Origin of the sequence: Lysobacter sp. S4-A87 (assembly GCF_022637455.1) — a bacterium.
In the GTDB taxonomy this organism is placed as follows: Bacteria; Pseudomonadota; Gammaproteobacteria; order Xanthomonadales; family Xanthomonadaceae; genus Lysobacter_J.
On the sequence record NZ_CP093341.1, the window covers coordinates 480,097 to 504,823 of the forward strand.

The 24,727-nt window shown below is 64.7% G+C and carries 19 protein-coding genes; 14 read left to right on the forward strand and 5 right to left on the reverse strand.

The features are described from left to right. Nucleotides 1-14 precede the first annotated feature (14 nt). A complete protein-coding gene (locus MNR01_RS02210) occupies nt 15-1,139 on the forward strand; it encodes an MBL fold metallo-hydrolase (RefSeq protein ID WP_241919355.1) in 1,125 nt (374 codons plus the stop codon). A 116-nt stretch (nt 1,140-1,255) separates the two neighbouring features. On the opposite strand, the gene MNR01_RS02215 is transcribed toward MNR01_RS02210, so the two are convergent. Continuing rightward, nucleotides 1,256-1,876, reverse strand: a complete 621-nt coding sequence (locus MNR01_RS02215; protein WP_241919356.1) for a response regulator — start codon at nt 1,874-1,876, stop codon at nt 1,256-1,258. 79 nt (nt 1,877-1,955) lie between these two features. Then, nucleotides 1,956-2,300 carry a response regulator gene (locus tag MNR01_RS02220; protein WP_241919357.1) on the reverse strand — a complete coding sequence of 115 codons (345 nt, stop codon included), beginning with the start codon at nt 2,298-2,300 and terminating at the stop codon, nt 1,956-1,958. Between the two features lie 265 nt (nt 2,301-2,565). On the opposite strand from MNR01_RS02220, the gene MNR01_RS02225 reads away from it, so the two are divergent. Together MNR01_RS02225 and MNR01_RS02230 are read left to right on the forward strand one after the other, a co-directional pair. After that, nucleotides 2,566-2,988: an organic hydroperoxide resistance protein gene (locus MNR01_RS02225; RefSeq protein WP_241919358.1), complete on the forward strand. Its 423-nt coding sequence runs from the start codon at nt 2,566-2,568 to the stop codon at nt 2,986-2,988. Nucleotides 2,989-3,144: 156 nt separating this feature from the next. Next, nucleotides 3,145-8,685: an ATP-binding sensor histidine kinase gene (locus MNR01_RS02230; protein ID WP_241919359.1), complete on the forward strand. Its 5,541-nt coding sequence runs from the start codon at nt 3,145-3,147 to the stop codon at nt 8,683-8,685. Nucleotides 8,686-8,714: 29 nt separating this feature from the next. Here MNR01_RS02230 and MNR01_RS02235 read toward each other — a convergent pair whose 3' ends face one another. From MNR01_RS02235 to MNR01_RS02245, 3 genes are read right to left on the reverse strand one after another with little or no spacing between them, the layout of a single operon-like run. Beyond that, a complete protein-coding gene (locus MNR01_RS02235) occupies nt 8,715-9,338 on the reverse strand; it encodes an isochorismatase family cysteine hydrolase (protein WP_241919360.1) in 624 nt (207 codons plus the stop codon). Between the two features lie 35 nt (nt 9,339-9,373). Beyond that, the gene (locus MNR01_RS02240) at nt 9,374-11,059 is read right to left on the reverse strand and encodes a DUF2955 domain-containing protein (RefSeq protein WP_241919361.1); all 1,686 of its coding nucleotides are present in this window, start codon (nt 11,057-11,059) and stop codon (nt 9,374-9,376) included. Continuing rightward, on the reverse strand, nt 11,049-12,080 hold the full coding sequence (locus tag MNR01_RS02245; protein WP_241919362.1) for a biotin/lipoyl-binding protein: 1,032 nt from the start codon (nt 12,078-12,080) through the stop codon (nt 11,049-11,051). Before MNR01_RS02245 ends, MNR01_RS02240 begins: the two co-directional genes overlap by 11 nt. 218 nt (nt 12,081-12,298) lie before the next feature. Here MNR01_RS02245 and MNR01_RS02250 point away from each other — a divergent pair, with 218 nt between their 5' ends. The 11 genes from MNR01_RS02250 to MNR01_RS02300 all read left to right on the forward strand — a co-directional run bounded on the left by MNR01_RS02250 (nt 12,299) and on the right by MNR01_RS02300 (nt 24,694). Further along, entirely contained in the window at nt 12,299-14,572 is a 2,274-nt protein-coding gene (locus tag MNR01_RS02250; protein ID WP_241919363.1) for an FdhF/YdeP family oxidoreductase, read from the forward strand. Nucleotides 14,573-14,976: 404 nt separating this feature from the next. Next, nucleotides 14,977-16,206: an epoxide hydrolase gene (locus tag MNR01_RS02255; RefSeq protein WP_241919364.1), complete on the forward strand. Its 1,230-nt coding sequence runs from the start codon at nt 14,977-14,979 to the stop codon at nt 16,204-16,206. 55 nt (nt 16,207-16,261) lie between these two features. Continuing rightward, complete coding sequence (locus MNR01_RS02260) at nt 16,262-17,209, forward strand: enoyl-CoA hydratase/isomerase family protein (protein ID WP_241919365.1); 948 nt, start codon at nt 16,262-16,264, stop codon at nt 17,207-17,209. Between the two features lie 21 nt (nt 17,210-17,230). Beyond that, entirely contained in the window at nt 17,231-18,520 is a 1,290-nt protein-coding gene (locus MNR01_RS02265) for a carbohydrate porin (protein ID WP_241919366.1), read from the forward strand. Between the two features lie 37 nt (nt 18,521-18,557). Continuing rightward, complete coding sequence (locus tag MNR01_RS02270) at nt 18,558-19,625, forward strand: alpha/beta hydrolase (protein WP_241919367.1); 1,068 nt, start codon at nt 18,558-18,560, stop codon at nt 19,623-19,625. Between the two features lie 49 nt (nt 19,626-19,674). After that, complete coding sequence (locus tag MNR01_RS02275) at nt 19,675-20,478, forward strand: SDR family oxidoreductase (protein WP_241919368.1); 804 nt, start codon at nt 19,675-19,677, stop codon at nt 20,476-20,478. A 115-nt stretch (nt 20,479-20,593) separates the two neighbouring features. Further along, a complete protein-coding gene (locus tag MNR01_RS02280; RefSeq protein WP_241919369.1) occupies nt 20,594-21,304 on the forward strand; it encodes an SDR family oxidoreductase in 711 nt (236 codons plus the stop codon). 48 nt (nt 21,305-21,352) lie between these two features. Then, on the forward strand, nt 21,353-21,622 hold the full coding sequence (locus MNR01_RS02285; protein WP_241919370.1) for a 4-oxalocrotonate tautomerase family protein: 270 nt from the start codon (nt 21,353-21,355) through the stop codon (nt 21,620-21,622). Between the two features lie 71 nt (nt 21,623-21,693). Beyond that, nucleotides 21,694-22,242 carry a peptide-methionine (S)-S-oxide reductase MsrA gene (msrA, locus tag MNR01_RS02290; protein WP_241919371.1) on the forward strand — a complete coding sequence of 183 codons (549 nt, stop codon included), beginning with the start codon at nt 21,694-21,696 and terminating at the stop codon, nt 22,240-22,242. A 262-nt stretch (nt 22,243-22,504) separates the two neighbouring features. After that, nucleotides 22,505-23,611: a nitronate monooxygenase gene (locus MNR01_RS02295; protein ID WP_241919372.1), complete on the forward strand. Its 1,107-nt coding sequence runs from the start codon at nt 22,505-22,507 to the stop codon at nt 23,609-23,611. Between the two features lie 147 nt (nt 23,612-23,758). Next, complete coding sequence (locus MNR01_RS02300; protein ID WP_241919373.1) at nt 23,759-24,694, forward strand: LysR family transcriptional regulator; 936 nt, start codon at nt 23,759-23,761, stop codon at nt 24,692-24,694. Nucleotides 24,695-24,727: the final 33 nt, after the last annotated feature.

Genomic DNA, 24,727 nt, shown 5'->3' on the forward strand with positions numbered 1-24,727 from the left:
AGGAGTCCGTCGCCATGCCCAGCATCCGTTCCACTCGAGTCGTTTCTCTGATCGCCGTTGCCGCTCTGGCGGCCTGCACACGCCAGGAGCCCGCGCCGCTGACGGCCGAGGCCGCCACACCTGCGCAGGGCGCCACTACGTCCACGTCCACGTCCGCCTCCGCCTCCGATTCGGCACCGGGCACGCCCGCTCGGGTTCCGTACGCAGAGATGCCGCAACTCGCCCCCATTGGCGTTCGGATCGACAAGCACCTGGACGTGCCCGAGTCCGCCCGGGGGCCCGCCATCGATCCGGCCAAGGGATATCGCTTGCAGGACCTCGGCGACGGCCTGTACATGGTCACCGACAACGCATACCAGTCGATGTTCCTGGTCTACGACAAAGGGGTGGTGGTCATCGATACTCCGCCCACGTTCTCGTCGCATATTCCCGCCGCCATCGCGGAGGTGACGAAGAATCCCGTCACGCACGTCGTCTACAGCCACTCCCACAAGGATCACATCGGCGGCACGCGGGCGCTGGGCGGCAAGCCGGTCATCATTGCGCAGGAAGAAACCCTGCGGCTGCTCAAACGCGACAACGACCCCGACCGCCCGCTGCCTACGGTAACGTTCAAGGATGCCTACACGCTGGAAGTAGGCGGGAAGAAGCTGGACCTGTCTTACCATGGCAACGGCCACGAGCCGGGCAACATCTTCATCAGCGCACCGAAGCAGAAGGTACTGATGGTCGTGGACGTGGTGTTCCCGGGCTGGATGCCGTGGCGTCGTTTTGCCGTTGCCCAGGACGTCTTCGGCTCCATCGCTCAGGTCGACAAGATCAACTCGATGGAATGGGACACCCTCGTCGGCGGTCACGTCGCGCGAACCGGCACCCATGCCGATGTGCAACAGCAGGCCGAGTTCTACAAGGATCTGCGTGACGCGGCGGGCAAGGCGTTGTCGACGACCAAGCCGGGCGAGGGTGTCAACCCCAAGGACATGGACAACCCGTGGGCGATTTTCGACGACTACATCGATCGCGTCGTCATCCAGTGCGTCAACTCTGTCACGCCGAAGTGGCAGCCGCGGCTGGCTGGCTACGACGTCTACATCTGGGACCAGTGCTATGCGATGGAGCAGGCACTGCGCATCGACTAGGTTGCGCCGTCGCTGCACTGGCCATTCAGTTCACGCCCCGCGTGGCGCTGCCGGCGCCCCCCCTGCTCGCCGGCGACTGCCCCGTGGGGCGTTTTTGACCACAGCGGGTGGCTGGATCAGCGCGTGCTCGATTCCAGCGCCGCAGCCATCTTCACAAGGTCGGGCACCGATCTGGCCCGCATCTTCTGCATGACCCGGCCGCGATGTGCCTTGACAGTGATCTCGCTGATGCCAAGGTTTCCCCCGATCTGCTTGTTGAGCAGGCCCGATACCACCAGCGCCATGACCTCGCGCTCGCGGCGTGTCAGCGAGGCATGGGCCTCTCGCAAGGATCGCACTCGCGTCGCATCATCCAGCGCGGCGTCGCTGCGTGCGATCGCTCCGCGAATGCTCTCCAGCAGGAGCTCATCGTCGACTGGTTTTGTGAGAAACTCGATCGCGCCCGCGCGCATCGCGCGCACTGTCATCGGGATGTCGCCGTAGCCGGACATGAAGATGATCGGCATGTCGGCGCGGTCTGTCGCGATCAGTGCCTGCAGGTCGAGTCCGTTGATGTCGGGTAGCGTCACATCAAGGACCAAACAGGTCGGGCCTGCTTCCCGCGGATGCGCAAGGAACTCTCCAGCGCTGGCGAAGGTCCTGGTGGTCCAGCCGGCGAACCGCACCAGCGATTCCAACGACTCCCTGACCGATATGTCGTCGTCCACGATGAAAACGATGGGCGCGGCGTGGTTCACGGATGCCACCTCGTCGGAAGTAGGTCATGCAAAGGGTGAATAATCCTTTCGGAGCGGCGATGCAAGCGTTTTGCGGCATTCAGCTTTTGGCGATGGCCGAGGCGATCGCGTCCAGCAGCGTTTCGCTCTCGAATGGCTTGAACAGGAAGTCTTCGGCTCCCCGCGCGATCAGGTCACGGCGAACCTCGGCGTCCACGTGGGCGCTCATGAAGATCAGCGGAAGCGTATTCCGCCGGCGCGACAGCTCCTCCTGCAGCGCCGGCCCGGACATAATGGGCATGTAGACATCCACGACCAGGCAGGCCGCGAGGTCGGCCGCGCCGGAGGCGAGGAAATCGATCGCGGACGCGAAAACCTGGGCGTCGTAGCCGCCTGTCTTCAGCAGGTCCGGGAGCGATTCACGTACCGACTCGTCGTCGTCCACGATCGCCACCAGTCGGCGCGACCTCACGGTAAGCCATCCATGCTAAGCGAACGGGTGACGCCGCTCGGACTGTTGGTCATGTCGGATCCTCCGAGATGAGCTCCTGGCCCTAGGATGCACCCGCGACCGAGCGGTTTACATGATACTTAGGTGTCGATTGGCCCGGCTCCGCAGGGGGGGGCGTCCGGGACCGATACCTTGGTGCAATCGCCTGCACCCCCGGCCTGTAGTTTCATCGGACTTCCCTCGCGGGCCGGAGAGTGACATGAACGACACCGAGCGCAAGCTCCTCTACACGGGCAAGACCCACACCGTCGGCGGCCGTGACGGCGGCAAGGCGAAGAGCACCGATGGCGCGCTCGAAGTCGGGTTTTCGACGCCGGGAACGCACGGCACCGGTACCAACCCCGAGCAACTGCTGGCCGCCGGCTGGTCGGCCTGCTTCATCGGCGCGATGGGCATCGCCGCGCGTCGGATGCGCGTGACGCTCCCGCCTGACACTGCTATCGACGCCGAAGTGGACCTGCGGCAGGGCAGCGAGGGCTACTCGCTGGCTGCCCGCCTCAATATCTCGTTGCCCGGAGTCGACCGGGAAACCGCGCAGGCGCTGGTCGACGCCGGTCACGACACGTGCCCGTATTCGAAGGCGCTCAAGACCAGCATCGAGGTAGCCATCAACCTAGTCTGACCCTGGCCCGCGGGCTGAATGCGCTGTCCATGGCTGGACATTGCCTTGGCGGGGCGGCGAGAACCACGCGATTGCCGCATCCGGAATCACCGGAGTATCGTCGAGCATCCGACACGCACTTGCGTGATCCCTCGCAGTTTCTGGCCGGAGGCCTCGATGGTGGAGACGTCCGCGCTGGAGACGGAGGGTGGCCTGGCCTGCCACGAGTTGCTCTGGGACGACGGCGAGCGCGGTTTCTGCCGCGTCCTTCACGCGCACGGCGATGGCACTACGCGGGAGTACATCGCAGTGGTGCCCCTGGCGGATCGGCCACATCCGTCCGTGGAGCTGGGTCTCCGGCGCGAGTATGCCCTCAGGGACCATCTCGACAGCGAGTGGGCGCTGCGGCCCAGCGTACTGGTGCGCAATCGGGGGCACACGGCGCTGCTCCTGGATTATCAGCCGGTGGAGCCGATTGAACACCTCCTCACCGGGCAACCGATGCAGCCGCGGCAGCTCCTCACACTTGCGATATCGGTGACCAAGGCCCTGGCACACCTGCACGAACGCGGTGTCGTGCATCGTGACATCAAGCCTGCCAACGTCATGGTGGCCCGGAACGGGGAGCACGTGTTCCTGTCCGGTTTCGGTATCGCTTCGCGCCTGCCACGGGAGCGACAGACTCCCGATCCGCCCGAACTGATCGCCGGCACGCTGGCGTACATGGCGCCGGAGCAGACCGGACGCATGAACCGTTCGGTGGACTCTCGCAGCGATCTGTACGCGCTGGGTGTTCTTCTCTATCGAATGGCGACCGGCGTCTTGCCTTTCACTGCTTCGGACCCGATGGAGTGGGTGCATAGCCACATCGCGCGAACTCCGATTCCTCCGGTGCAGCGGGTTCCAGAGCTTCCGCCGCCGGTGTCCGACATCATCGTGCGCCTGCTCGCGAAGACGCCGGAGGAGCGCTACCAGACGGCGGCGGGCGTCACCCACGACCTGCAGCGCTGCCTCGCGGCGCACGACGCCGGCGCCGCTGCCGCAACCTTCGCCTTGGGCCAGCAGGATCATCCCGATCGCCTGGCGATCCCCGAGAAGCTGTACGGCCGCGAAGCGGAGACCAACGCACTGATCGCCGCGTTCAACGACGTCGTGGAAACGGGTGTGCCGACGCTGGTGCTGGTCGCCGGCTACTCGGGCATCGGAAAATCGTCAGTGGTGCACGAACTGCACAAGGTGCTCGTTCCCCCGCGCGGCCTGTTCGCCTCCGGCAAATTCGACCAGTACAAGGCCGACATCCCCTACGCCACGTTTGCGCAGGCCTTCCAGCAACTGGTCAGACCACTGCTGGGCAAGCCCGAGGACGAACTAGCGCGGTGGCGGAACGCATTCGCGCAAGCGCTGGGACCCAATGGCGTCCTGTTGCTGAACCTGGTGCCGGAACTTCGGCTGATCATCGGCGATCAGCCTCCGGTGGCGGAGCTTCCCGCACAGGAAGGGCAGCGTCGCTTCCAGGTTACCGTTCGCCGCTTCATTTCCGTCTTCGCGCGGCCGGAGCATCCACTCGCGCTGTTCCTGGATGACCTGCAATGGCTCGACTCGGCCACGCTGGACCTGCTCGGCGACCTCCTCACCGCGAGTGACGTCCGCCATGTGTTGCTGATCGGCGCGTACCGCGATAATGAGGTGACCGCGCTGCATCCGCTCGTCCGCAAGCTGGAGGAGCTCGGCCAGGCTGGCGCGAACCTGCGAACGCTGAAGCTGCCGCCGTTGAAGGCTGACGACCTGAAACAGCTGGTCGCCGAATCGCTGCACGAGGAGCCTGCGAGCGTCATGCCGCTCGCCGAACTCATCCATGGCAAGACGGGTGGCAATCCCTTCTTCGCGATCCAATTCCTGCAGGCGCTGGCGGAGGAGGGGATGCTCGCCTTCGACCGCGCAGCGGGGCAATGGTCGTGGGATCGCCAACGCACGCTCGCCAAAGGCTATAGCGACAACATCGTCGATCTGATGGTCCGCAAGCTCTCGCGGCTTGAGCCGCGAACACTTGCCGCGCTGCAGACCTTCGCCTGCCTGGGCAACGCCAGTGACGCGCGCACATTGAGCGTGGTGTGCGAAACCTCGCCGGAACGGCTCGACGCCGACCTGTGGGAAGCGCTCAGCCAGGAACTGGTCCTCAAGCACGATGACATCTATCGCTTCGCGCACGACCGCGTGCAGGAAGCCGCGTACTCACAGGTCCCGCTGGACTCGCGCGCGGCCGCACATCTGCGCATAGCCCGGCTGCTTTCCGCGCACACGGCACTGCAGGGGCAGGACGAAGCGATCTTCGACATCGTGAACCAGTTCAATCGCGCCGGCGATCTCCTCGAATCGGCGGAAGAGTGCCGTCATGTCGCCGGACTCAACCTAAAGGCAGCGCGGCGCGCTCGCGCTTCATCTGCCTATGCATCGGCACTGAGCTACCTGCGCGCCGGTCGATTGCTCGTGGAGGACGAGGGATGGGCGGGCCACTACGAGTTGGTCTTCGCGCTCGAGTCGCTCATGGCCGAATGCGAACTGATGACCGCCGAACTGGACGCGGCGGAGAACCGACTGGCCAGTCTGGCCGATCAGGCGCGTACCCGCCATGAGTTCGCGGGGGTAACGCGCCTTCGGCTGACGCTCTATACCGCGCGTTCGCGCGGCGATCGCTGCGTGGAGGTCTTCCTGGATTACCTGCGCCGAAACGGCACCGATTGGCCGTCGCGACCCACCCGCGAACAGGTCATGCAGGAGTACGACCTTATCTGGACGCAGCTGGCTCAACGCCAGATCGAGGACCTGATCGACCTGCCGCTCGCCAGCGACCCGGACGTTCTGGACATGTTGGACGTGTTCACTGAGATCGTGACACCGGCGTTCTTCTTCGACGAGAACCTGTCCTCACTCGTCCTGTGCCGAATGGTCAATCTGAGTCTCGAATATGGGCACTGCGACGGGTCTTGCTTCGGCTATGTTTTCTTCGCCACGTTTGCCGGACCGCGTTTTGGCAACTACCGGGACGGTTACCGTTTCGGGCGGCTCGGTTACGACCTCGTGGAGAAGCGGGGGCTGACGCGCTATCAGGCGCGCACGTACATCGTCTTCGGCAACATGGTGATGCCCTGGTTCGAACCCTTTGCCAGCGGGCGCGAGCTGATCCGGCGCGCATTCGATACGGCTTTCGGCATGGGCGACCTGACCTTCGCCGCTTACAGTTGGGATGCGCTGATCACCAACTGCCTTGCAGCCGGCGACGAACTGGCCGGAATACAGGCCGATGCCGAGAACGGGTTGGCGTTCGCGCGCGACGCCGGTTTCGGCATGGTCGTGGATCTGTGCGCCGCTCAGGTGGGGTTGATCCGCACCTTGCGCGGACTGACGCCGACGTTCGGCTCTTTCGATGACGCCGATTACAACGAAGCCGAAGCCGAGGCGCACCTCACGGGTAGCCCGGTTCTGGCGCTGGCGACATTCTTCTACTGGACCCGCAAGTTGCAGGGACGCTATTTCAGTGGCGACATGGACGAAGCGGTGCGCGCCTCAGACAACGCCGAGCAACTGCTTTGGACCTCGCCATCGCAGTTGGAAACGGCTGATTTCTTCTTCTATGGCGCGCTGGCGCACACCTCGAGATGGCATGCCGCGTCCGACGACCAGCGTCGGGTGCACCTCGAAACCGCATGGCGCTACCAGCAGCAGCTGGACGTCTGGACAACATGCTCGGCCGGCAACTTCGAGAATCGTGCCGCGCTGGTCGCCGCCGAGATCGCACGTATCGAAGGGCGCATGCTCGAAGCCGAGCACTTGTACGAGACGGCGATACGTTCTGCGCGCGATAGCGGGTATGTGCACAACGAGGCCGTCGCCAATGAGTGTGCCGGCCGCTTCTTCCTGGCGCGCGGAATGGACAGGGCGGCGCGGGCCTACTTCGGCGAGGCGCGTGACAGGTATCGACGTTGGGGGGCGGACGGCAAGGTGCGTCAGCTTTCTGTGCAGCACCCTCATCTGGAACATTCCCTGGTCCAGAACGATGCCAACCGAACCCTGCTGGCTTCGGTAGAGCACCTTGAGCTGGCGACGGTGATTCGCGTCTCGCAGGCGATTTCATCCGAAGTCGAGATCGACCGGTTGATCGACACCATCATGCACCTGGCGATCGAACACGCAGGCGCCGATCGCGGCGTGCTGGTACTTCCGCACGGGCAGGACTACCACATCGAAGCGGAAGCGACCACGGGCGACCACATACTGGACGTCACGCTGGCATCCGCAGCGGTCACGGCCGACAGGCTGCCGTTGTCGGTGTTTCAGCTCGTCGTCCGCACGCAGGAGACATTGCTTCTCGATGATGCCTCGCGAGATGCTTCGTTCTCCTCCGACCCCTACCTGGCTGGGCACGCCGCGCGATCGATGCTTTGCCTGCCGCTGCTGAAGCAGGCGCGCCTGATCGGTGTGCTGTACCTCGAGAACAGCCTCGCCGGCAACGTCTTCACGCCCGCTCGGCTGGCGGTGCTGAAGCTGCTGGCCTCCGAAGCGGCGATCTCGCTGGAGAACACTCGGCTGTACAGCGAGTTGCAAATGCGCGAGGCGAGGGTGCGGCGGCTGTTCAACGCCAACATCATCGGCATCTTCACATGGCACCTGGACGGCCGGATCCTGGACGGCAACGATGCCTTCCTCAAGATCGTCGGCTACGACAGCCATGAACTGGCGGCCGGCCGCATGCAGTGGAAGGCGCTGCTGCCACCAGAATGGAGCGCGGACGACGACAGCATCATGAAGGCGATGCTGGAAAGCGGCGTGGCGCCACCGTTCGAGGGCGCGTACATGCGTAAGGACGGTAGTCGCGTGCCGGTACTGATCGGCGCAGCGCTTTTCGAAGGCACGCCATCGGAAGGAGTGTCATTCGTTCTCGACTTGTCAGACCGCGTCGCCGCGGAGGCCGCTGCCAGCGACAGTCTGCGTCGCTATCACGACGTGCAGCTGCGTCTGGCGGACGCCAACCGGGTGGCGAGCATCGGCCAGTTGTCGGCGTCGATCGCGCACGAGCTCAACCAGCCCCTGGCCGGAATCATGACCAATGCCTCAACCTGCCTGCGCATGCTGGCGGCAGATCCTCCTGCCGTGGACGGTGCAATCGACACGGCGCGACGCACGATCCGCGATGCCAACAGGGCGTCGGAAGTCATCATGCGATTGCGATCGCTGTTCGCGCGAAAGGAGACCACCGTCGAACAAGTCGATCTCAACGAAGCGGCGGAGGAGGTGGTGGCGCTCGCCTCCAACGCGCTCGTGCGCAGCCGGGTCAGCCTGCGAACCGAATTTGACAAGCATCTGCCGCAGGTAACTGGCGATCGCGTGCAACTCCAGCAGGTGGTCCTCAATCTGCTGATCAACGCCTCCGACGCGATGCGAACGCTGGAGCCGGGGCGCCCAAGGCAACTGGTGATCCGAACCCAAAGCGACGTCGGGGACGGCGTGCGCCTAAGCGTGTGGGACTCTGGCCCGGGCCTGGATCCGCAGAAGCTGGAGAAGTACTTCGACGCGTTCTTCACCACCAAGGATGACGGCATGGGGGTGGGACTTTCGGTCAGCCGGAGCATCATCGAAAGTCACCACGGTCGTCTGTGGGCGGAGCCGAACGAGTCCGGCGGCGCCACGTTCTCATTCGCCATCCCATGCGTACCGGAGTGATCCGATGACCGCGGCTATCGATTAGCCCTTCAGTCGGGTAGCGCGCCCAGCAGCTCGGCGGTGCTGACGATCGCATGGGCATAGGTGGGACCGTTGAGTTCGTGCGCGGCATGCATCAGCTCTTGCGAGTAGGCGGCTGTGGCGTCGCGAACCAGCGTTACGTGGTAGCCCAGCTCCATGGCGAAGCGCCCGGTCGACTCGATGCACGAATTGGCAAGCAGCCCGACGATTACAACATGGCTGATGCCATGCTGCTTCAGTCGCATGTCGAGATCGGTGTTGGCAAAGCCGCTTTGGCCCCAATGCTGTTGGACGACCACGTCGCCGTCCTTCGGCACGAAGTCAGGATGGAACTCGCCACCCCAGGTACCCTTCGCAAAGCTATGCCGCTTCATGATTGCTTGCTGGGTCGGGTTGATATGCTTCCATCCTTCGTAGTCGCCAGCCTCCCACTGATGGTGCGGGACGATAAAGATACGGATGGCGGCAGCGCGGGCTGCGGCGTGGATTGAACGGAGATTGTCCAACAGGCCGACTGCCTCGGCCACGTCCTTGAGGCGTGGCCAGGCGATACCACCGTCGGACAGGAAATCGTTGTAGGGATCCACGAGCAGCAGCGCCGTCGTGTCGCTTTGATAGTGACCTTCGGACATGATTCACTCCACGGTCGAAGAGGGCGTCGCGGCGATCAGCCCTGGCGAGCTGCACGCAACGCGTAGCGCTCGATGCTGGCGGCGAAGAACGGCGTTTCCTGTTTGTTGTGCGCGGTACTGATGGGCTTTCTCTGGTCCCGGAACAACTCGAACGGAATACCCTGGCGCGCGAGGTAATCCAGGAATCCTTCTGTCGCCCGGCTGCGCACGTGGTTGGTGAACGTGCAGCGCCCCGCATCGAGCGGCTCCACGCTAAGTTCCCACATCACCAGGATGGTTGTCCGGCCCGACGGCGTGAAGAGGTCCGACACCGAGTCGAGCACCAGGCGGTGCGGCTCGGCAATCTGCTCTACGTAGTGCTGCACCATCGGGACGCCGCCGAGCACCTCGACGTTGATCGACATCCGGCGTCCATCCTCGGACGTCGTCGCGCCGGCGGCAAAATGCGCTGGCGAGCAGCCCTGGTATTCCTTGTCGGGGAGACTGAAGCACCAGGAGGGGATGTCGATCTTCTCGATGGGTGCGTTGATGATAGCTGTGAAGCTCGAGTCCACGATGACATGCTCTTCCATCTGGATCACCTTGCGGGGAAGTTGGGGGCAACTCGACGCTACGCCCGCGCCCTGATCTTGCAAATCGTACGAAGGTGTCGATTGCGGCCCATTTGCTACAAATTCCTTGGCCTTATCGAGACGCGTCGCCGCGAACGAGTTCAGGGCGGCCTGTGTGAGATAGATGCATAGCAGCATCGTGGTCACCGCGATCGCAACCGAGACGAAACGGTAGAGCGAGATGCCGTAAAGGTCGGCACTGGGAACCAGTTGCCCGATGAGCACCGCGACAGCCGTGGCAGCGCTAAGTCCAACCGCAGGCCCTGCATCCTCGCGGACGTGCCACGTTGCGAACCACGTGACCCCGGCTGCGTACAGTGTGAGCAGGAGCGGTACGTGTGAGGCATGGGTGTACAGCACGACCTGCAGCGTCAGTGCGTACAGTGATCCAAGCAGCGTCCCAATCACCCGCGTGCACGCGGCCCAGCGTCCGCCCGATAGCGTCATGGGGAACAACACCAGCACACTCGCCGCCTGCGCCGACAGTGAATCCCGCAGGTCCAGCAACTGGAAGGCCACGTAGGACACGGTGGCGCAGATCGCACCGAGCAGCATCTGGTGGTGGACGATGGCGGGGGGCTTCGCCCGGGGCTCAGGCGTTGACGAACGCCTCTCAGGCAACACGGCATGGGTGAAACCGGAGACCACGACAGCCAACACGGTTGCAATGAACTGCGCGGTGTAGAGGTCGTCCGGTGCGACCTGCGGATAGCTCGCCAAGTGCGCAAGCACCGAGGTGGACAGTATCGCCAATGCGTGGAACAGGACCCACCGTTCTAGAGCCATCATGCGGAAGCAGTGCGCTGCGAAGGCAAAGAACGCAAGAACGGCCAGCAATGGGGCGACGTCCGACAGGATGATCAGCACTTGTGCGACGAGGATGCTAACCGCGCTGCTGCCGACGAACTGCAGCACGACCCCAAGATTAAGCGGTCGCACCAAACCGACCAGGACGATCGGATAGAAGGCGAAGAAGGCGCCGTACGGCCATCCCATCAGTTTTGCCGTCGCCAGACCCAACACGCTGGCGATTGCGATGCGCCGCGCGTGACGCCAGCTGTCCTCGGTGAGCGCCGTGCGTGAGGGTAGGTGGGCTGCGTCAATAGACATAGTGGAGCAGGCTGATCACGCGGATCTGCAAGTGGCCGAACCAGCCCGACACGCCATGCTCGCGTGGATGCAACTGCACGGTCGCACGCGCTCCGGTCATGAGTGGCCTCGGCGGTGCTTCGAGCAGGCGTAGATTGACGCGCACGCGCTCGGCGTCGCGGACCCAACGATCGCTCTGCTCCGGTGCCGCGAGCCTGCCGTCGGGGTCGATCTGACCGTTGGCAACGCCCGCGTCCAGAGAGGCAACTTCCGCCTGGAAGAGGCGGCCGGGCAGGGCGTCGAAGGCGACCTCCGCGCGCGTCCCCCGCTCGACGTGGAGCAACGCCTTCTCGCGGAAGTCGGCAAACAGACTGGGGGCCGTGCTGACCAGGGCCAGCTTTGGCTCCCCTGCCTGTGCGTAGGCACCGGCCTCCAGACGCAGATTGCTGACGATGCCCGCCTCCAGGGCGGTCACCTGCGAGCGATCCAGGTCGAGGCGGGCGCGGTCGAGTGCGTTACGTGCGCGCCGCAACCGCAGGCTGTGATCTCCCGGTTCGCCACGTTGCACCCGCGCCGCGGCGAGGCTTGCGAGCGATGCATGCACTTGCGCAGCGGCGACGTCGCGCCGCGCGCGTGCAGCGTCCAGGGCGGCGTGTGAAACATACTGCTGACGTTCCAGTTCATCGAAGCGACGCAGATCGCGGTCAGCGTCCTGCAGTTGCGTTTCCGCCCGTGCCAGTTCCGCTATCGCGGCGGCGATGACGGCATCGAACTGGGCGTTGTCCTGGGTTGCCTGTTCAACTTCGAGCTGGGCCTGTTCGACCAGCACGAGGTAGTGGTCCGGATCGACGCGGAACAACAGGTCGCCCCGTTGCACGCGCTGGTTGTTGACGACGCATACGTCGATGACGCGGCCACTGACCTCCGGAGCAACGCGGGTTACCCGATAGGTCAGCCGCGCGTCCGGCGACACCGGCATGTGGGTGTCCGCCGCCACGTAGTAGGCAAAGAATGCCGCCGACAGTGCCAGCGAGGTCAACATCCACGCACGGAAGCGGGCATCGGGACTCATGAGGACGGTCTACTGGCGCCGGGCTTCGGGAGCAACGACAACGCTACCCGCATCCATTGGCCACAACCATGATACGAAGGTGTCGGCGCGTCCGGCCCATCGCGGGAGTACCATCGTCGTGCCGCTCGACACCGCACGTACAGGGCTGGTGCGCAGTGCTCCACCATCGTGCAGACACGAGGTGCGCCATGGCCGAGAACGACCCCTCCGGAATCCGTCGCTACCGCAATCCCGCCGGTGGCTGGGGCGCGTTGCGGGCCACCGCACGGGCGATCGGGGAGCAAATGGAGGCCGGCGATGCAACGGCCGCGTTGTTGCGCACCAACCAGCCCGACGGATTCGATTGCCCCGGATGTGCGTGGCCCGACAAACATCACCGCTCGACGTTCCAGTTCTGCGAGAACGGCGCCAAGGCGGTGACCTGGGAGGCGACCAAGAAACGGGTGACGGCGGCGTTCTTCGCGCAGCACACCGTCGAGTCGCTGCTTCAATGGAGTGACCACGCGCTGGAGGACGAGGGACGTCTTACCGAACCGATGGTCTATAACGCTGAGCGGGACCAGTACGAGCCCATAGACTGGCAGCAGGCTTTCGCCCGTATTGGCGAGCTCCTGCGCGAGCTGGATCCGCAAGCCGTCGAGTTCTACACATCCGGCCGGACCTCAAATGAGGCCGCGTTCCTGTACCAGATATTCGCGCGCGAGTACGGCAGCAACAACTTCCCCGACTGCTCGAACATGTGCCATGAGGCAACCAGCGTTGGCTTGCCGATGTCCATCGGCATCGGCAAGGGCACGGTGTCACTGGATGACTTCGACCACTGCCAGCTGATCATTGCGATGGGCCACAACCCCGGTACCAACCACCCGAGGATGATGGGAACGCTGCACGAGGTCGCTCGCCGGGGCGTACCGATCATCGTCATCAATCCGCTGCGCGAGCGAGCGCTTGAACGCTTCGCCGATCCGCAGGACCCGCTGGAAATGGCGACGCTGGGCGCCACTGCCATCGCATCGAGTTACCTGCAGCCCAGAGTGGGCGGCGATGCTGCCGTGCTCAAGGGAATCATGAAGGCGCTGCTGGAAATGGACGCAACGGACGACGTGCTTGATCGCGCGTTCATCGCGGCGCACACCAATGGCTTCGAGGCGTTGGCGACCGGACTTCGTGCAACGCGCTGGCCAGACATCGAGACGGAGTCGGGGCTGTCCGAGCCGCAGATGCGCCGCGTCGCGCAAGCCTACGCGGCGTCAGACGCGACCATCGTCACTTACGGCATGGGCCTGACGCAGCATCGCACCGGGACGCAGAACGTGCAGCAGGTCGCCAACCTCTTGCTCCTGCGTGGCAATTTTGGCAAGCCCGGTGCCGGGATCTGCCCGTTGCGCGGCCACTCCAACGTGCAGGGCGACCGCACCGTTGGCATCACCGAGAAGCCATCGGCGGCAATGCTCAAGCGCATCGAGGCGCGATTCGGTTTCCGCCCTCCGGCCGAACATGGGCACGACGCGGTTTCGGCGATGCGGGCCATCGTCGACGGCCGCTCGAAAGCCCTGATCTGCATGGGCGGCAATCTTGCAGTGGCTCTGCCGGATCCAGAGGCGTGTCTACCGGCGATGCGCCGGCTGCCGCTGGCGGTGCACGTGGCGACCAAGCTCAACCGCACCCATCTGCTGGTGGGACGTCATGCCTTCCTGCTCCCGTGCCTGGGCCGCACCGAGCGCGATGACCAGGCCGCCGGACCGCAGGCGGTGACGGTGGAAGATTCGATGTCGATGGTGCATGCCTCGCGCGGACGGCTATCGCCGGCGTCCGCCGCACTGCGTTCTGAGCCTGCCATCGTCGCCGGCATCGCCGCGGCGACTTTGCCCGCAAGCGCGGTACCTTGGAGCGACCTGGTCGCCGACTACGATCGCATTCGCGAGGCCATCGAGGCGGTGATCCCGGGTTTCGACGATTACAACCAGCGTATTCGCAAACCCGGTGGCTTCCGCATGCCGCTACCGCCTACACAGCGCGTATGGAATACGCCGTCCGGTAAGGCTGAGTTCCTGCCGTTCGCCGGCCTGCGCGAGGACTTGCCTGGCCGCGATGCCTCCGTGCTGACGCTGACGACGGTTCGCAGCCACGATCAATACAACACGACGATCTACGGTCTGGACGACCGCTACCGGGGCGTGTTCGGCCGCCGCGACGTCGTGTTCATGAACGAGGACGACATGGCCTCGCGCGGCATCTCGCACGGTGACCCCATAGTCATTGAGACGGTGCTCGGGGTAAGGCGCGAGCGGACAATGCGCGATGTGATTGCGGTGGCTTATGGCATTGCACCGGGTTCGGTCGCCACGTACTACCCCGAAGGCAACTGCCTGGTACCGCTTGACCACGTCGACCCGGAAAGCGGCACGCCAAGCTACAAGTCGATCCCTGTCCGGATCTGGCGCGAGCCGAAAGCGGACTGATCCGCCAGTCTTCTCCCGATTGATCCGTGCGAACCGAAACGGCCCGAGCCGAGGTTCCGTGCGCACGACTGCGCGGCTCCTGGTGCATACAAAGGTATCGAACGACACCTTGGTGTAATCGACTGCACACGCGTGCCTTGGTGTGATGGCCCACGCGCATTGTGCATGGACGACGACCCGCGCCGGCCTCGGCCGGCGCACCGTTCCCCCCGAACCAAGGAATCGACATGATCGCCTGGTGCTCCACGCATGCCTCGCGCCGCGGCGCGATGTCAGTCCCGCGGTACTGCTCTTCGCTGACGACCGTGCGCGCTTCGTTGATCCGGCTTTGTGCGCTCGCCATTCCGCTGGCCGGGCTGCTCGCATCGCAGGTCGTGTCCGCCACTCCACACCGAGAGTCCGCCATGAACGTCTCCAGTGTCGCCTCCACCACCTCCGCCAATGCAACGGTGGACCAGGATACTTCGATACGCCCGTTCAAGTACCAGGCCACGCAGGCAGAACTGGACGACCTGCGCCGTCGCGTCGAAGCGACGAAATGGCCCGAGAAGGAAACGGTCGACGACCAGTCGCAGGGCGTGCAGCTGGCTACCCTCAAGCAACTCGCCGGGTACTGGGCGAAGGACTACGACTGGCGCCGGTTCGAAGCCAAGCTCAATGCGACGCCACAGTTCGTGACCACCATCGACGGTGTCGACATCCATTTCATCCACGTTCGTTCCAAACACGCCAACGCGTTGCCGCTGATCGTCACGCACGGTTGGCCCGGATCGATCGTGGAGCAGATGAAGATCATCGGCCCGCTCACCGATCCAACCGCGCATGGCGGCACGGCCGCAGATGCGTTCGATGTCGTCATTCCGTCGCTGCCAGGCTATGGATTCTCAGGAAAGCCCACGCAAACCGGCTGGGACCCGATACGCATCGCACGTGCCTGGGTCGTGTTGATGAAGCGACTGGGCTACAACCGGTTCGTCGCGCAGGGGGGTGACTGGGGCAACGCCGTTACCGAGCAGATGGCGCTGCTGAAAGCACCGGAACTGGTCGGGATCCACACCAATATGCCGGCCACGGTGCCGGCCGACATCGATGTCGCGCTGCAGGCTCGACAGCCTGCACCCGCGAATCTCTCGGTCGACGAGAAGCGCGCCTACGACCAGCTCGACTTCTTCTACCGCCACGGCTTGGGCTACGCGCAGGAAATGGCGGGACGCCCGCAGACGCTGTACGCCATCGCCGACTCACCTGTGGGGCTTGCGGCGTGGATGCTCGACCACGACGCGCTCAGCTATGCGCTGATCGCGCGCGTCTTCGATGGCCAGCGCGAGGGGCTGTCGCGCGATGACGTCCTCGACAACATCACGCTGTACTGGCTCACCAACACCGCGGTGTCGTCCGCGCGGCTGTACTGGGAAAGCAAGCTCGCGTTCTTCGCCCCCAAGGGCATCGACATCCCGGTCGGCGTGAGCGCGTTCCCGGACGAGCTCTATCAAGCGCCCAAGAGCTGGGCCGAGCGCGCGTACCCGAAGCTCATCCACTACAACCGGCTCGACAAGGGCGGCCACTTCGCCGCGTGGGAGCAACCAGACGTGTTCGTGGACGAGCTGCGCGCGACGTTCAAACCTCTGCGTTGAGCCTTTCAACGCTCCATCTCGAAATCCCGTCCCAGCACCGCATCGGAGCCAAGTCATGAAACTGCATTCATTCGCTACGGCGATTCTCGCTGCCAGTATGGCCTTGGCCATGCCCGCATGGGCACAGAAGGCACCAGCCAGCGGCGGCGCCCCGCACTCGGCCACCGACGCCGACGACCAGGTCCGCCTCACACGGGTGACCCCGGAATACTGGCGCGTCACGTTCCACAACCCGCCGTACAACATCTACGGCCCGAAGACGATGCCGCAGTTGAACAAGGTGGTCACCGCGTTGGAGAGCGACCCGCGTGTGCGCGTGGTCGTGTTCGACAGCGACGTGCCCGACTTCTTCCTGACGCACTACGACTTCGTGCCGCCTCTGACCGACACCACCGGTTTGCCCAATGGCGCCACCGGCCTGCCCCCCCTCCCGGACATGCTGGTGCGCATCAGCAAGGCGCCGGTGGTGTCGATCGCCTCGATCCGCGGCCGCGCAACCGGTGTGGGCAGCGAGCTGTCGCTGGCGAGCGACATGCGCTTCGCCAGCCGCGAGAAGGCCGTGCTCTCGCAATGGGAGGTTGGTGCGGGACTGGTTCCCGGCGGTGGTCCCATGTCGCGCTTGCCGCGCCTGATCGGACGTGGACGCGCCCTTGAAGTGCTGCTCACCGGCAACGACATCGATGGGCCGACCGCCGAGCGCTACGGCTACGTCAACCGAGCCTTGCCCGATGCCGAGCTCGATGCCTTCGTCGATACCATGGCGCGGCGCATCGCGCGATTCGACAAGCAGGCCATTGCCGACATCAAGCGCATCGTCGACGACAGCAGCTTGCCGTCGAACGAACAGCTCGGCGCGGAGTGGGCCGGCTTCATTGGATCGGTGCAGCGCGCCGCGGCGCAGCAGCGAATCAAGCAGTTGATGGATCTGGGCCTGCAGGTCAATCCCGACGTCGAGAAGCGCCTGCCCGTGTACACGGGCAAGCTCGGCGGAACCGCGGATTGATGCGGCGGGGCAGGGGCAGACATGGCCGTTTCGGCGCCCGCGATCGCGATTCTTCCGCTGCTGTTGGCGGTGGCCTTGCCGGCCGTGGCAAAGGCCGAGGCGTCCGGTGATCCGGACGCGCTCAACGCCTACGCAGACCGTATCAGTGGTGACTGGGGCGGGGCGCGAACGGCTCTTTCCCGGAGAGGAATCGACATGTCGCTCTCGTACATCAACGAGTGGCTGCACAACAGCACCGGCGGGGAACGCGACGCAAGCGCCTATGCCGACCAGTTCGCGGTGGGCCTGGATGCAAACCTCGAGGCACTGGTGGGCTGGCCCGGAGCCTCCTTCCATGTCCTGGTCACCAATCGTAACGGGCCGCAGCTCGACGCGAAGGCGGGTCTGGGCACGCTGCTGGAAACCCATGAGATCTACGGTCGTGGCCATTACACGCGCCTGACGCGCTTCTACTTACAACAATCGCTGTTCGACCAGCGCGTGACGCTGAATCTGGGTCGCAGCGATGTCGACTTCTTTCCGCTGTCATGCGACTTCATCAACATAAGCTTCTGCGGCCCGCTGCCGGGGTATCACAGCAACGGCTGGTACACGTGGCCCATCGGCCAGTACTTTGCGAACGTCACGTTCCGGCCGACACGCACGTCGTACCTCAAGCTGGGTGCCAGCGACGTCAACCCGCGCAACCTCGACGGCGACCAGGGTCTGCGCTTGCGCACGCCCCATGACGACCACGACGGCATCCTGTCGAACGTCGAAGCCGGCTGGCTGCCACGCCTGTTCGGTCGCCTTGACGGCGCTTATCGCATCGGTTTCTGGCGCAACAGCACCGACCAGGCCGACCTGCTTGTCAGTGCGCAGAGCGGGACACCATTGATGCGCGATCAGTCCACCGGCTACTACGCGATGGCGCAGCAGCAGGTGTGGTTCAACGAGAGCGGGCGCCTTCTAACGCTGTTCGCCAATCTTTCGCGCTCGGATCCGGACGTTGACCGTGTTGATCGATTGATCTCACTCGGCTTGTGGCTACACGGTCCCTTCGCCGGCAGGCCGCACGACCGGGTCGGCTTCGCGGTTGGCCAAAACCGTGTCGGCGCTCCCGCGCGCGAGGCCGAGCGTCTGGCACAGCCCGGCGCAGGGATGGATGCGGTGCTGCCGCGCCATGAAAACCCGGTCGAGCTCAACTATCAGTTCGCCGTCCTGCGCGGCGTCCAGTTGATGCCGAGCGTGCAGCACGTTCGGCATCCGGGCGGACGCAGTGACAACGACAGCGCACTCGTCTGGGGCCTCAAGCTCAACGCCGACTTCTAGTGCGAAATTTCGCAACAAAGACTGCAAGGAGACTGCCATGGATCACTTCAGTGCCGACAGCACCGACTCCATCAACCAGGACCGCCGCCTCATCCTGGGCGTCGCCGCACTGGGCGTTGCCACCGCACCGTTCGTGCTGGCCCGCGGCGCGCAAGCGCACGCCGGTGGCGGAACGCCCAGAACTGCGGCAAAGCCGGTGAAGACGGCGGCATTCGAGTTACTCAAGACCGTGCGTGCCGGTGTCCTGGATGTCGCCTACGCGGAGGTCGGCCCGACCTCTGGTCCCGTCGTGATTCTGCTGCACGGCTGGCCCTACGACATCCACAGCTATGCGGAAGTGGCACCGCTGCTCGCCTCGGCCGGTCTTCGCGTCATCGTGCCGTACCTGCGTGGTTACGGCACCACGCGCTTCGTGTCGGACGACGTGCCGCGCAATGCCCAGCCCGCCGCCCTCGCCGACGACGTGGTGCAACTGATGGATGCGCTTCGCATCCGCAAGGCTGTGCTCGCCGGTTTCGACTGGGGCGCGCGGTCGGCGGCCATCGTCGCGGCCTTGCGACCGGAACGCGTCGGTGCACTGGTCTCGGTCAGCGGCTACCTGATCGGGAGCCAGCAAGCAGCCCAGGCACCGCTGCCGCCAGCGGCGGAGCTTCAGTGGTGGTACCAGTATTACTTCGCGACCGAACGCGGCCGAGCCGGGTACGACAAGAACCGCAGCGAGTTCGCCAAACTGATCTGGAAACTCGCCTCTCCGAAATGGGCTTTCGACGACGCCACGTTCGATCGCAGTGCGGCGTCGTTCCAGAATCCGGACCACGTCGCCATCGTCATCCACAACTATCGTTGGCGACTGGGCCTTGCGGATGGCGAGGCACGCTACGACGAGGATGAGCGCCTGCTGGCGGCGTTCCCGCTGATCGAAGTCCCGACGATCACGCTGGAGGGCGATGCCAACGGCGCGCCGCATCCGCCGCCTGAGAGCTATGCCAAGCGCTTCACCGGCAAATATGAGCACCGGCTCCTCACGGGCGGAATCGGCCATAACCCGCCACAGGAGGCCCCCCGGGAGTTCGCTCGGGCGGTCCTGGACGTGGCGGGGCGTTAAGAGCCTAGCGTGGACCACCTCGTCCACGCGTCACTTACTGGAGACTTCGATGATCATCAATGACAAAGGCACAGCGCTGATCACCGGCGCATCGTCCGGCCTCGGCGCGATCTACGCCGACCGCCTCGCACGCGATGGGTACGACCTCATTCTCGTAGCGCGCAGCACCGCAAAGCTGGAGAAGTTGGCTGAGAGCCTTTCGACCGCCACCGCACGCCATGTTCGGACCATCAGCGCAGACCTCACCCGTGCCAAGGACCTGGAATGGGTCGAGGAGGCCATGCTCAGCGACACGTCGGTACGCATGCTGGTGAACAACGCCGGCGCCGGATCCACCGCACACCTGCAGGATCTGGATGTCGCCAGTATCGAGCGGATGATCGAGCTCAACGTCACCGCGCTGACGCGCCTGGCGCGCGCGGCGGCAATCGCATTTGTCGACAGGGGAGGGGGCACCATCGTCAACATGGGCTCCATCCTCGCGGTGGCCCCGGAAGTGTTGAGCGGTGGCGTTTACAGCGGCACAAAGGCTTACGTGCTGGCGTTCTCGCAGTCCTTGCGCCACGAATTCGGCGACAAGGGGATCCGCGTGCAAGTGGTCTTGCCCGGGGCGACCGCTACGGATTTCTGGGAACTGTCCGGCACCCCGGTCCAGGCACTGCCGGCGAACATCGTCATGACTGCCGAGGACGCCGTCGACGCGGCGCTGTCAGGACTGGCACAGGGCGAGTTCGCGACCTTCCCCTCGCTGCCGGATATCAACGAGTGGAACGCGATGGAGGCTGCACGGCGTGCGCTGCTTCCGGGGTTGTCTCGCACCACGCCCGCACCACGCTACGCCACGGGCAATTGACACGCCCACCCCTGCGACGGCCTTTGGGCGGTTCGCCAGGTCGTCGCAAGCCAGGTGGGGCGCCGCTCGCAATGCGGTACGCCCCGATGCATCCCCTTTCTACCGGAGCACCAGCATGAGCAGTTCTCGCAAAGTCGCCATCATCACCGGGGCCTCGCAGGGCATCGGTGCCGGCCTGGTCCAGGCATTTCGCGAGCGCGGTTACCGCGTCGTCGTAAACTCGCGCGCGATCAAGCCGTCTAGTGATCCCGACGTGCTTGCCGTGGCGGGCGACATTTCTGACCGCACCGTCGCGCAGCGCATCATTGAGGAAGGCCTCGCGCACTTTGGCCGCATTGATACGCTGGTCAACAACGCCGGGGTCTTCACAGCCAAGCCGTTCACCAAGTTCAGCGTTGACGACTATGCGAACAACATCGCAATCAACCTGACGGGCTTCTTCCACGTGACGCAGCTCGCGGTCGAGGAGATGGAGAAGCGTGGCAGTGGTCACGTGGTCACCATCACCACCAGCCTCACCGACCATGCAATCGACGGCGTCCCCTCCGTGCTGGCATCGCTGACCAAGGGTGGCCTGAACGCGGCGACGAAGTCGTTGGCCATCGAGTACGCCAAGCGCGGCATCCGCGCCAATGCGGTCTCGCCAGGCATCATCCGAACCCCGTTGCATCCACCTGAAACTCATGCGGGACTGGCGGGGCTGCATCCGGTCGGGCGCATCGGCGAGATCTCCGACGTTGTGGAGGCCGTGCTCTTCCTGGAGTCGGCGGGGTTCGTCACCGGCGAGGTCCTCCACGTCGACGGCGGCCAGAGCGCGGGTCACTGAAACCCATCGCGGCGGGAGGACCCGCCATCACTCAGCTGGAGTATCCCGATGCCCATTGTCACGATACAGATCACCCGCGAGGGAACCGGTCCGGGCCGCGATTCCGCCACGGCCGACGAGAAGGCTGCGCTGATTCGCGGCGTCAGCCAACTCCTGTTGGACGTGCTTTACAAACCGCTCGACTCCACCTTCGTCGTCATCGAAGAAGTTACGTTGGAGAACTGGGGCTGGTATGGGATGCCGGTGCCGGAGTTGCGCCGGCGCCGCGCCAGCGATCACCCCGTCTCGAGCGAGGAGGCGGGCCTGAGTCAGGGGTAATTCGCAACCAAGCCAGGCAGGAATGCTAACGTGCGATCTGGAAGCCCGCGGGCCGGGTATGGAATGCGGTCATGATCGAAGAGATCGGAGAAACCGAAGCAACAGAAGAAACCGAAGCCGCGATCCTCGCCGGCGGTTGCTTCTGGGGCATGCAGGATCTGCTCCGCCGCATACCAACGGTGTCATCGACCCGCGTGGGCTACACGGGTGGCGATGTGCAACGCCCCACGTACGAAAGCCACGGCACCCACGCCGAGGCGATAGAGATCGTGTTTGATCCGAAACTGCTTTCCTACAGGCAGATTCTCGAGTTCTTCTTCCGCATCCATGACCCGACCACCCGGAATCGCCAAGGCAGCAACATCGGCACTCGCTACCGCTCCGCGATCTTCTATCTGAGCCAGGCGCAGCGGCATACCGCCGAGGCGACCATCGTGGACCTCGACGCCTCCGGGGTACTACCCAGCCCGGTCGTCACCACGATCGAACCGGCAGGTCAGTTCTGGGAAGCCGAAGCGGAGCATCAGGGCTACCTCGAACGTCACCCCGCCGCGCGCGCATGCCGTCACATTCGCCCTGGTTGGCGTTGGTCGGCGGCGAGCGATCCCGGAATCGCCTGAAGGCATGCCGCTGCGCGGTACGGGTCCTGCCAGGCTTAGGCTCGACGATGCCGAGCACTGCGTAATCAGCGGAGCAGTCGCGGCCGCGCGCCCTCCACAACTGTGCGATTTCTGACATCGATCTGGTGCTGACCGACACCTTTGTGCAATTGGCACGTTCGTTCACTGCGGTGACACTTTCGCCTGAGTTCCCTCCACGGTGGCAGGAATGCGGGGTCGCCAGGCGGCTTGGCTACCGTACGCACTTACCGAGGACGCAGACATGCCCAGATCAGGTGCTGGCGACCTTCTTTCCCGAATCGGCATGCGGGTCCCGATCATTCAAGCGCCCATGGCCGGTGTCTCAACCGCGGCGATGGCCGCCGCGGTTTCGCAAACCGGCGGATTGGGGTCCCTTGGCATCGGGGCCATGACCGCCGAACAGGCGCGAACGATCATCCACGAGTTCCGGGCGCTGAGTGACGGGCCGCTCAACGTCAATCTGTTCGTGCATCAGCCCGCGAAGGTGGACCCTGGCAGGGACCTCGCCTGGTTGGAGCGCCTGGCGCCGGAGTTCGGGCGCTGGGGGCGGCCGGCACCCACGAGCTTGCGTGAGATCTATCCGTCGTTCCTCGACAACATCGATATGCTCGAGATGCTGGTCGCCGAGCGGCCAAGGGTAGTGAGCTTCCACTTTGGACTGCCGCACCCGGCGCAGATCGACGCGCTGCACCGTGCCGGCGCAGTGCTGCTGGCCTCCGCCACCACCCTGGACGAAGCCCGGGCAGTCGAGGCCGCCGGAATCGATGCAGTGGTGGCACAGGGCTTCGAAGCAGGCGGCCATCGTGGCGTGTTCGATCCCGACGCCGGCGACAGCCGCCTCACCACAGTGGCGTTGACCCGGCTACTGGCGCGCTCAGTTTCCGTCCCGGTTATCGCCGCTGGCGGCATCATGGACGGCGCGGGAGTCGCCGCAGCCGTGGCGTTGGGTGCCTGCGCAGTGCAGATGGGCACCGCTTTTCTGGCTACCGACGAATCATTGGCGGACGCTGGCTTCCGAACGCGCTTGCAAGGCAGCGCGGCCCACCAAACCGTGATGACGCGTGTCATTTCGGGCCGCCCCGCGCGCAGCCTGAGCAATGATTTCACGCGCTGGGGTGAGACGGTCCCAGACGGGGTGATTCCCGACTATCCGATCGCTTACGACGCCGGCAAGGCACTCAATGCGGCAGCCAAGGCTGCGGGCAACCTCGGGTACGGCGCAGACTGGGCGGGGCAGGGCGCACCGTTGGTCCGGGCAATGTCAACGCAACAGTTGATGAGCACCCTCATAGAGGAATTGCGCGCCGCATCGGCGGCCATGCAAGGTAGAACCGAGGGCGGCGCATGAACGCCAATGATGGAGCCTGCAGGGTGCGCGGACTCATTCCGCTCCGACCGGCAGAGCGGTTGCGCTGACTGGAAAGGGCACAAAGGCGCTCGCCTCGCGTTACCCTCCACCGCCCGCCACGCGTGGAGGCGTGCAGGAGGAGCAAGCATGGTGGATCTGAATGACGTTGCGTTGTTCGTGCAGGTGGTCAAGGCCGGCAGTTTTGCCGAGGCCGCGCGCCGTGCCGGCATGCCTTCCAACACGGTCAGCCGTCGTATCGGGCAACTGGAGGAGCAGCTCGGTGTGCGCTTGCTGCATCGCTCGACTCGGCACCTGACATTGACCGATGCCGGCGAGGCGCTCTTCGCTCGCAGCTCTGGACAGGTCGAGGCCCTGTCAGAGGCGGCATTGGACGTGGGAGAGGGAGGCCTGACGCCCCGCGGCAAAGTGCGGGTTGCTGCCGCCGCGGACTTCTTCCACTGGTTCGAGTTGGATTGGGTGAAGCTGTTCCTGACCGAGTATCCATTGGTGCGCTTGGAGTTCGTCCTCAGTGACGCACGCGCAGATCTCGTCGCCGAAGGCATCGACGTTGCCATCCGTGCCGGTGCGATCAACGAGCCCACCTTGATCGCACGCCGGATCGGTAGCAACCGGGGTCTCATGGTCGCCAGCCCCGGGTACCTTGCCGAGCGCGGTGTTCCAGAGTCCTTGGCTGATCTGGCCGGACACGATTGCATCTCAGGTCGCGATGGCCCCGGTCGCACGGCCTGGCATCTTGATGGCGCCAACGGACCGACCGAAGTCGTCGTGCGGGGACGCTTCTTCGCAAACTCGGCCCTCGCCCAGTTGCGAGCGTGCACGTCCGGCGTGGGCATCGCACTGTTGCCGGACGTCATGTGTGCCCCGTACCTGCTTGACGGGCAGCTCGTGCCCGTGCTGCCCGAGTTCGGGGTGGATGGACTCGACATGTACCTGGTTTACCAGAGCCGTCGTCAGCTGCCGCGCGCGGTGAGTGCGTTCGTCGAATTCGCCCTGGCAAAAATGGTCACGGCGGGGCTGGTCCGCGCCGGCGCTAATCCCATCGTCGCGACGAGCGGCCCGTGAACTGCGATTGCGCACCGGTTCGTCGACAGGATT

What these genes read in the sequence shown, in the direction of transcription:
- msrA (WP_241919371.1), top strand. Translation starts at nt 21,694, where the DNA reads ATGATCGAAGAGATCGGAGAAACCGAAGCAACAGAAGAAACCGAAGCC.
- MNR01_RS02300 (WP_241919373.1), top strand. Translation starts at nt 23,759, where the DNA reads ATGGTGGATCTGAATGACGTTGCGTTGTTCGTGCAGGTGGTCAAGGCC.
- MNR01_RS02210 (WP_241919355.1), top strand. Translation starts at nt 15, where the DNA reads ATGCCCAGCATCCGTTCCACTCGAGTCGTTTCTCTGATCGCCGTTGCC.
- MNR01_RS02250 (WP_241919363.1), top strand. Translation starts at nt 12,299, where the DNA reads ATGGCCGAGAACGACCCCTCCGGAATCCGTCGCTACCGCAATCCCGCC.
- MNR01_RS02240 (WP_241919361.1), bottom strand. Translation starts at nt 11,059, where the DNA reads ATGTCTATTGACGCAGCCCACCTACCCTCACGCACGGCGCTCACCGAG.
- MNR01_RS02285 (WP_241919370.1), top strand. Translation starts at nt 21,353, where the DNA reads ATGCCCATTGTCACGATACAGATCACCCGCGAGGGAACCGGTCCGGGC.
- MNR01_RS02245 (WP_241919362.1), bottom strand. Translation starts at nt 12,080, where the DNA reads ATGTTGACCTCGCTGGCACTGTCGGCGGCATTCTTTGCCTACTACGTG.
- MNR01_RS02260 (WP_241919365.1), top strand. Translation starts at nt 16,262, where the DNA reads ATGAAACTGCATTCATTCGCTACGGCGATTCTCGCTGCCAGTATGGCC.
- MNR01_RS02275 (WP_241919368.1), top strand. Translation starts at nt 19,675, where the DNA reads ATGATCATCAATGACAAAGGCACAGCGCTGATCACCGGCGCATCGTCC.
- MNR01_RS02295 (WP_241919372.1), top strand. Translation starts at nt 22,505, where the DNA reads ATGCCCAGATCAGGTGCTGGCGACCTTCTTTCCCGAATCGGCATGCGG.
- MNR01_RS02265 (WP_241919366.1), top strand. Translation starts at nt 17,231, where the DNA reads ATGGCCGTTTCGGCGCCCGCGATCGCGATTCTTCCGCTGCTGTTGGCG.
- MNR01_RS02270 (WP_241919367.1), top strand. Translation starts at nt 18,558, where the DNA reads ATGGATCACTTCAGTGCCGACAGCACCGACTCCATCAACCAGGACCGC.
- MNR01_RS02280 (WP_241919369.1), top strand. Translation starts at nt 20,594, where the DNA reads ATGAGCAGTTCTCGCAAAGTCGCCATCATCACCGGGGCCTCGCAGGGC.
- MNR01_RS02225 (WP_241919358.1), top strand. Translation starts at nt 2,566, where the DNA reads ATGAACGACACCGAGCGCAAGCTCCTCTACACGGGCAAGACCCACACC.
- MNR01_RS02235 (WP_241919360.1), bottom strand. Translation starts at nt 9,338, where the DNA reads ATGTCCGAAGGTCACTATCAAAGCGACACGACGGCGCTGCTGCTCGTG.
- MNR01_RS02230 (WP_241919359.1), top strand. Translation starts at nt 3,145, where the DNA reads ATGGTGGAGACGTCCGCGCTGGAGACGGAGGGTGGCCTGGCCTGCCAC.
- MNR01_RS02255 (WP_241919364.1), top strand. Translation starts at nt 14,977, where the DNA reads ATGAACGTCTCCAGTGTCGCCTCCACCACCTCCGCCAATGCAACGGTG.